At 60.6% G+C, this 6,874-nt stretch carries 5 protein-coding genes, 2 tRNA genes and 1 riboswitch; of the genes, 1 reads left to right on the top strand and 6 read right to left on the bottom strand.

Going from position 1 to position 6,874, the window contains the following annotated elements; all coding sequences use genetic code 11:
- The 6 genes from N8H74_RS29140 to ltaE form a co-directional block, all read right to left on the bottom strand.
- Positions 1 to 73, bottom strand: a tRNA-Arg gene (locus tag N8H74_RS29140).
- A gap of 107 nt (positions 74 to 180) precedes the next feature.
- Positions 181 to 271 (bottom strand) — tRNA-Ser (locus tag N8H74_RS29135).
- A gap of 62 nt (positions 272 to 333) precedes the next feature.
- Positions 334 to 522, bottom strand: a complete 189-nt coding sequence (csrA, locus tag N8H74_RS29130; RefSeq protein WP_002554426.1) for a carbon storage regulator CsrA — start codon at positions 520 to 522, stop codon at positions 334 to 336.
- Between the two features lie 186 nt (positions 523 to 708).
- Positions 709 to 1,950 (bottom strand): aspartate kinase, encoded by a 1,242-nt coding sequence (locus tag N8H74_RS29125; RefSeq protein WP_007951048.1) that lies wholly within the window; start codon positions 1,948 to 1,950, stop codon positions 709 to 711.
- A gap of 90 nt (positions 1,951 to 2,040) precedes the next feature.
- A complete protein-coding gene (gene alaS / locus N8H74_RS29120; protein ID WP_262152164.1) occupies positions 2,041 to 4,665 on the bottom strand; it encodes an alanine--tRNA ligase in 2,625 nt (874 codons plus the stop codon).
- Positions 4,666 to 4,811: 146 nt separating this feature from the next.
- Positions 4,812 to 5,816, bottom strand: a complete 1,005-nt coding sequence (gene ltaE / locus N8H74_RS29115) for a low-specificity L-threonine aldolase (RefSeq protein ID WP_262152162.1) — start codon at positions 5,814 to 5,816, stop codon at positions 4,812 to 4,814.
- Between the two features lie 198 nt (positions 5,817 to 6,014).
- Positions 6,015 to 6,186: riboswitch (FMN riboswitch) on the top strand.
- A gap of 101 nt (positions 6,187 to 6,287) precedes the next feature.
- On the opposite strand from ltaE, the gene N8H74_RS29110 reads away from it, so the two are divergent.
- Positions 6,288 to 6,797 (top strand): 6,7-dimethyl-8-ribityllumazine synthase, encoded by a 510-nt coding sequence (locus tag N8H74_RS29110; protein ID WP_217832949.1) that lies wholly within the window; start codon positions 6,288 to 6,290, stop codon positions 6,795 to 6,797.
- Positions 6,798 to 6,874 lie beyond the last annotated feature (77 nt).

Here is a 6,874-nt window from a genome sequence, read left to right as displayed (position 1 = left end):
GCACTCGACAGGATTCGAACCTGTGACCGCTCGGTTCGTAGCCGAGTACTCTATCCAGCTGAGCTACGAGTGCATTTGTTGCGCCGCATTATAGCCCGTCTAATCTCTATTCCAACCACTTTTTCTAATAAATTCAACAACTTACAGAAAAAGCCAGATTACGACGTACTAAGCAAATAATGGCGGAGAACGGGGGATTCGAACCCCCGACACCCTTGTGAGGTGTACTCCCTTAGCAGGGGAGCGCCTTCGGCCACTCGGCCAGCTCTCCGCAACACGGGGCGTATATTAACCAGCTTCTTCCCCGTTTGCAAACATAAAAAACGATAAAAATTAATGGCTTGGTTCTTCGTCCTTCTCTTTCTTGATACGCAGGTAAATTTCCTCACGGTGCACGGCCACCTCTTTCGGGGCGTTGACGCCGATACGCACTTGATTTCCTTTAACGCCGAGCACGGTCACGGTGATTTCGCCATCACCGATAATCAGGCTTTCTGCGCACCGACGAGTCAGAATCAGCATACCTTTCTCCTCACGCAATTCAGTTCAGGGACAACAGTCTGCAAAAAAAAGGCACCCGACCTACAACCGGAGCGATCGTAGCCCTACATGCCTGAGTATTGACCAGCGCGAGCAAAAGAACAGTTCTGCACTTCGCGCCATTCAAAAATAAAGGGCGCGGTCAGACCGCGCCCTTCGGACAACGCATCACTCGCCCTGGCGGGCCGGAGCGTCCAGTTCGAAAGCCGTGTGCAGGGCGCGCACAGCCAGTTCCAGGTACTTCTCCTCGATCACCACGGAAACCTTGATTTCCGAAGTCGAGATCATCTGGATGTTGATGCTTTCCTTGGCCAGGGATTCGAACATGCGGCTGGCCACGCCTGCGTGGGAACGCATGCCGACGCCGACGATCGAGACCTTGGCAATCTTGGTGTCGCCAACCACTTCACGGGCACCGATCTCGCGAGCGGTGTTTTCCAGCACGGTCTGCGCGGACTGGTAGTCGTTGCGGTGCACGGTGAAGGTGAAGTCGGTGGTGTTATCGTGCGCGACGTTCTGCACGATCATGTCGACTTCGATGTTCGCGGCACTGATCGGGCCGAGAATCTTGAACGCCACGCCCGGGGTGTCTGGCACGCCACGGATGGTCAGCTTGGCTTCATCGCGGTTGAAAGCGATGCCGGAAATGATCGGCTGTTCCATGGTTTCCTCTTCATCAATAGTAATGAGGGTGCCCGGACCCTCCTTGAAGCTGTGCAGTACGCGCAGCGGAACGTTGTACTTGCCGGCGAACTCCACGGCGCGGATCTGCAGCACCTTGGAACCGAGGCTGGCCATTTCCAGCATCTCTTCGAAGGTGATCTTGTCCAGACGCTGGGCCACGGACACCACGCGCGGGTCGGTGGTGTAGACACCATCGACGTCGGTGTAGATCTGGCATTCGTCAGCCTTCAGCGCGGCGGCCAACGCCACACCGGTGGTATCGGAACCGCCACGACCGAGGGTGGTGATGTTGCCGTGCTCGTCGACGCCCTGGAAACCGGCGACAACCACCACGCGACCGGCTTTCAGGTCACCACGGATCTTCTGGTCATCAATCTGCAAGATACGCGCTTTATTGTGCGCACTGTCCGTCAGGATCCGCACCTGGTTGCCGGTGTACGACACCGCCGGCACACCGCGCTTGATCAGCGCCATGGCCAACAGGGCAATCGTCACCTGCTCACCGGTGGAGACGATCACGTCCAGCTCGCGCGGAACCGGCTGATCTTCGCCACTGATTTGCTTGGCCAGATCGATCAGACGGTTGGTTTCGCCGCTCATTGCAGACAGCACAACCACCAGGTCGTCGCCGGCATCGCGGAATTTCTTAACCTTGTCGGCGACCTGCTCGATTCTCTCGACAGTGCCGACCGAGGTGCCTCCAAATTTCTGTACGATCAAAGCCATTTCAAAGCCGCCTCTGCCCATGAAGGGCGCCCAATAATCACTCGAACAGCCGTCAGGCCCGCCACTAGACTGCGGACCTGACGGGCCGTCTTATAAACCCTGCTCGACGAATGGAACGGTCAGCGCCAGCGCGCCATCCAGTGCGCTGGCGTCGACACCGCCGCCCTGCGCCATGTCCGGACGACCACCGCCCTTCCCGCCCACTGCCGCAGCAGCCTGTTTCATCAAATCACCGGCTTTGAGTTGGCCAGTCAGGTCCTTGGTCACGCCTGCGACCAGTACGACCTTTTCCTCATGGACACTGCCGAGCAGGATCACTGCACGACCGAGTTTGTTTTTCAGCTGATCGACCAGCGCCAGCAGCGCCTTGCCATCCTGGCCATCCAGACGCGTGGCCAGAACCTTCACGCCCTTGACGTCCACTGCCGAGGCCGACAGATCGTCGCCCGCAGCGGCGGCCGCCTTGGCCTGCAACTGCTCGAGTTGCTTCTCCAGCAGACGGTTGCGCTCCAGCACAGCCGACAGCTTGTCGATCAGGTTGTCACGGCTGCCCTTGACCAGGCTGGCCGCTTCCTTGAGTTGTTCTTCCGCCGCGTTCAGGTACGCCAGCGCCGCAGCGCCGGTCACGGCTTCGATACGACGCACGCCCGAGGCCACGCCGCCTTCGCTGATGATTTTCAGCAGGCCGATGTCGCCGGTACGGTTGGCGTGGATGCCGCCGCACAGCTCGACGGAGAAATCACCGCCCATGCTCAGCACGCGCACGCTGTCGCCGTACTTCTCGCCGAACAGTGCCATCGCACCTTTCTTCTTGGCGGTGTCGATGTCGGTCTCTTCGGTTTCCACCGCCGAGTTCTTGCGGATCTCGGCGTTGACGATGTCTTCCAGCGCCTTCAGTTGTTCAGGCTTGATGGCCTCGAAGTGGCTGAAGTCGAAACGCAGGCGCTGACTGTCGACCAGCGAGCCCTTCTGTTGAACGTGATCGCCCAGCACTTTGCGCAATGCAGCGTGCAGTAAGTGGGTGGCCGAGTGGTTCAGCGAAGTGGCGTGACGCACGTCGGCTTCGACATGGGTTTCCACCGGTGCGCCAACGATCAGGCTGCCCGACGCCAGCACGCCGTGGTGCAGGAACGCGCCGCCGGTCTTGGTGGTGTCGCGCACGTCGAAACGGCTGCTGCCGGCCTGCAGGTAACCGCAGTCGCCCACCTGGCCGCCGGATTCGGCGTAGAACGGCGTGGTGTTCAACACGACCACACCTTCCTGCCCTTCACTCAAGACGTCAACGGACTGACCATCTTTATAGAGCGCAACGACTTTCGCCGCGCCGCTGGTGGCGTGATAACCGGTGAACTCGGTGTCGACATCAACCTTGACCAGGCTGTTGTAGTCCAGGCCGAACGAGCTGGCGGAGCGTGCGCGAACACGTTGCGCTTCCATCTCGCGCTCGAAACCTTCTTCGTCGATGGTCAGGCTGCGTTCGCGAGCGATGTCGCCGGTCAGGTCCATCGGGAAGCCGTAGGTGTCGTAGAGTTTGAACACTACGTCGCCCGGTACTACGTCGCCCTTGAGCTCGGCCAGATCCTGCTCGAGGATCTTCAGGCCCTGCTCCAGGGTCTTGGCGAATTGCTCTTCTTCGGCTTTCAACACGCGCTCGATGTGCGCCTGCTGGGATTTCAGCTCCGGGAAGGCTTCGCCCATCTCGGCCACCAGCGCGGCAACGATCTGGTAGAAGAAGCTGCCCTTGGCGCCCAGTTTGTTGCCGTGACGGCAGGCGCGACGGATGATCCGGCGCAGCACGTAGCCACGACCTTCGTTGGACGGCAGCACGCCGTCGGCAATCAGGAAGCCGCAGGAACGGATGTGGTCAGCCACGACTTTCAGCGAAGCCTGTTCGTCGTTGGTGCAACCGATGGCCTTGGCCGACGCGGCCAGCAGGCTCTGGAACAGGTCGATTTCATAGTTCGAGTGAACGTGCTGCAGCACGGCACTGATCCGCTCCAGGCCCATGCCGGTGTCCACCGAAGGCGCTGGCAGCGGGTGCAACACGCCATCGGCGGTGCGGTTGAACTGCATGAATACGTTGTTCCAGATTTCAATGTAGCGGTCGCCGTCTTCTTCCGGCGAGCCCGGTGGGCCACCCCAGATGTCGGCGCCGTGATCGTAGAAAATCTCGGTGCAAGGGCCGCAGGGGCCGGTGTCGCCCATGGTCCAGAAGTTGTCGGACGCGTAAGGCGCGCCTTTGTTGTCGCCGATGCGCACCATGCGCTCGGCCGGTACACCGACTTCCTTGGTCCAGATGTCGTACGCCTCGTCGTCGCTGGCGTAGACGGTGACCCAAAGCTTTTCCTTCGGCAGGTTCAGCCACTTGTCGGAGGTCAGGAACGTCCAGGCGTAGGTGATGGCATCGCGCTTGAAGTAGTCGCCGAAGCTGAAGTTACCCAGCATTTCGAAGAATGTGTGGTGACGGGCGGTGTAACCGACGTTTTCCAGGTCGTTGTGCTTGCCGCCGGCGCGCACGCATTTCTGGCTGCTGACGGCGCGGGTGTACGCGCGCTTTTCCTGACCCAGGAAGCAGTCCTTGAACTGGTTCATCCCCGCGTTGGTGAACAGCAGGGTCGGGTCGTTGCCCGGAATCAAAGAGCTGGAGGCTACACGGGTGTGGCCTTGCTCTTCGAAGAAGCGAAGGAAGGCTTCACGGATTTCTGCGCTTTTCATTAGGTTCTTCCACGGAGGCTGCGGCCAAAGGCCTGTGCGAAACGTCAACAGACGAAACGACGGCAAAGGGCCGCATTATATCGGCCCTGCGCGCGGGGTACAGCGTGTTTATACGATAGATACGGTCAATTGGACGGCTAACGCTGTCACTTGCGCGAAAACTCGACGAATGTCGCGATCACTTGCTCGATTTGCGAGCGATTGACGTCCATGTGCGTGACCATCCGCAGACGGGCGGCAGCGCTCAATTTGATCCCGCGCTCGGCGGCAAACGCCTTGATCGCTTCCGCGCGATCCCCCATCTGCACGTAGACCATGTTGGTCTGCACCGGCTCGACGGAAAAACCGGCGCCGCGCAGGCCTTCGGCCAGAAACTGCGCGTTGGCATGGTCGTCCGCCAGGCGCTCGACGTTATGATCCAGCGCATACAGCCCCGCCGCCGCCAGCAACCCGGCCTGACGCATACCGCCGCCGACCATTTTGCGCAAGCGGCGCGCCTTGCCGATCAACTCGACCGAACCGCACAACACCGAGCCGACCGGGGCACCGAGGCCTTTGGACAGGCACACCGAAACCGAATCGAAATACCGGGTGATTTCCCGAGCATCGACGCCGAGCCTGACCGCCGCGTTATACAAACGGGCACCGTCCAGATGTAGGGCCAGGCCATTGTCCTGAGTGAAACGCCGGGCGCGGGCCAGGTATTCCAGCGGCAGCACCTTGCCTTGCATGGTGTTTTCCAGGGCCAGCAGACGGGTGCGGGCGAAGTGGAAATCGTCGGGTTTGATCGCCGCCGCCACCTGGTCCAGATCCAGCGAGCCGTCTGCCTGCACGTCCAGCGGTTGCGGCTGGATCGAGCCCAGCACCGCCGCGCCGCCGCCTTCGTATTTATAGGTATGCGCCTGTTGCCCGACGATGTATTCGTCACCGCGTTCGCAGTGCGCCATCAGGCCCAGCAGGTTGCTCATGGTGCCGGTCGGAACGAACAGCGCCGCCGCAAAACCCAGCCGTTTTGCCAGTTCGGCCTCCAGACGATTGACCGTCGGATCTTCGCCGTACACATCGTCACCGGTATCCGCGCGGGTCATCGCGTCGAGCATTTGCGGGGTCGGTTGGGTGACGGTGTCGCTGCGAAGATCGATAACGCTCATGAACCTGGCCTCAAAGTCAGCAGGGGAAATCCCTTTCGAAGGGGAATTACTGCGGCCACAGCGCCGATTAATCAACCCCGCTTCGAGGAAAAGTCGTTTCCTTACGTCAAAAAACTCGATGGCAATCATCGTAAAGGCGCGATGCACGGCTCGCCAATCTGTGTTAAAAACGCTGCGCCGCCCAATAACGGGCGGCACAAACGTTCTCAGGGCGGGGTGTAATTCCCCACCGGCGGTAATTGCGCGCAATGCGCATAGCCCGCGAGCGCTTGGCGATGGGCACGGGTCAACCCGTGGTCAGCGGCAAGGTCAGCAGACCCGGTGTGATTCCGGGGCCGACGGTCATAGTCCGGATGAAGAGAGAACGGGATTGACGCCAAAGGGCCGTCCGCGTGTGTTGTGCGCGTGCGCACCCTCGAATCCCTTTCGATTCATAAATGCCCTGTTTTTCACACAAACAGGAGTCAGAACATGCAACCCACCGCTATCGACAGCAAGATCAAACACCCTCAGGGCGAGCGCGTCGCGTTCATCCAGGCCTGCTGGCACAAGGAAATCGTCGACCAGAGCCGTCACGGCTTCGTCACCGAAATGCTCGCCCAGGGTTATCAGGAATCGGATATCGACTTCTTCGAAGTCGGCGGCGCCTTTGAAATGCCCCTGCACGCCAAGTTGCTGGCCAAGACCGGTCGTTATGCCGGTATCGTTGCGGCAGCCCTGGTGGTGGACGGCGGGATCTACCGTCACGAGTTCGTCGCCCAGTCGGTCGTCAGCGGCCTGATGCAAGTGCAACTGGAAACCGAAGTGCCGGTGTTCTCGGTGTCCCTGACCCCGCATCACTTCCACGCCGGCGAAGAACACCAGAAGTTCTTCTTCGAGCATTTCGTACACAAGGGTCAGGAAGCGGCGAAAACCTGCGCCGATACGCTGATGAAGGTGCGTGCGCTGCGTCGTAGCGAGCCGCGCGCGGTAGCGGTCTAGTTTCGAACCCCGATGTGGGGGGGGGGGGGGGGGGGGGGGGGGGGGGGGGGGGGGGGGGGGGGGGGGGGGGGGGGGGG

The sequence above is a fragment of the Pseudomonas sp. B2M1-30 genome (assembly GCF_025447575.1).
GTDB classification, from domain to species: domain Bacteria; phylum Pseudomonadota; class Gammaproteobacteria; order Pseudomonadales; family Pseudomonadaceae; genus Aquipseudomonas; species Aquipseudomonas botevensis.
This window is presented reverse-complemented; position numbering and strand designations above follow the sequence as displayed.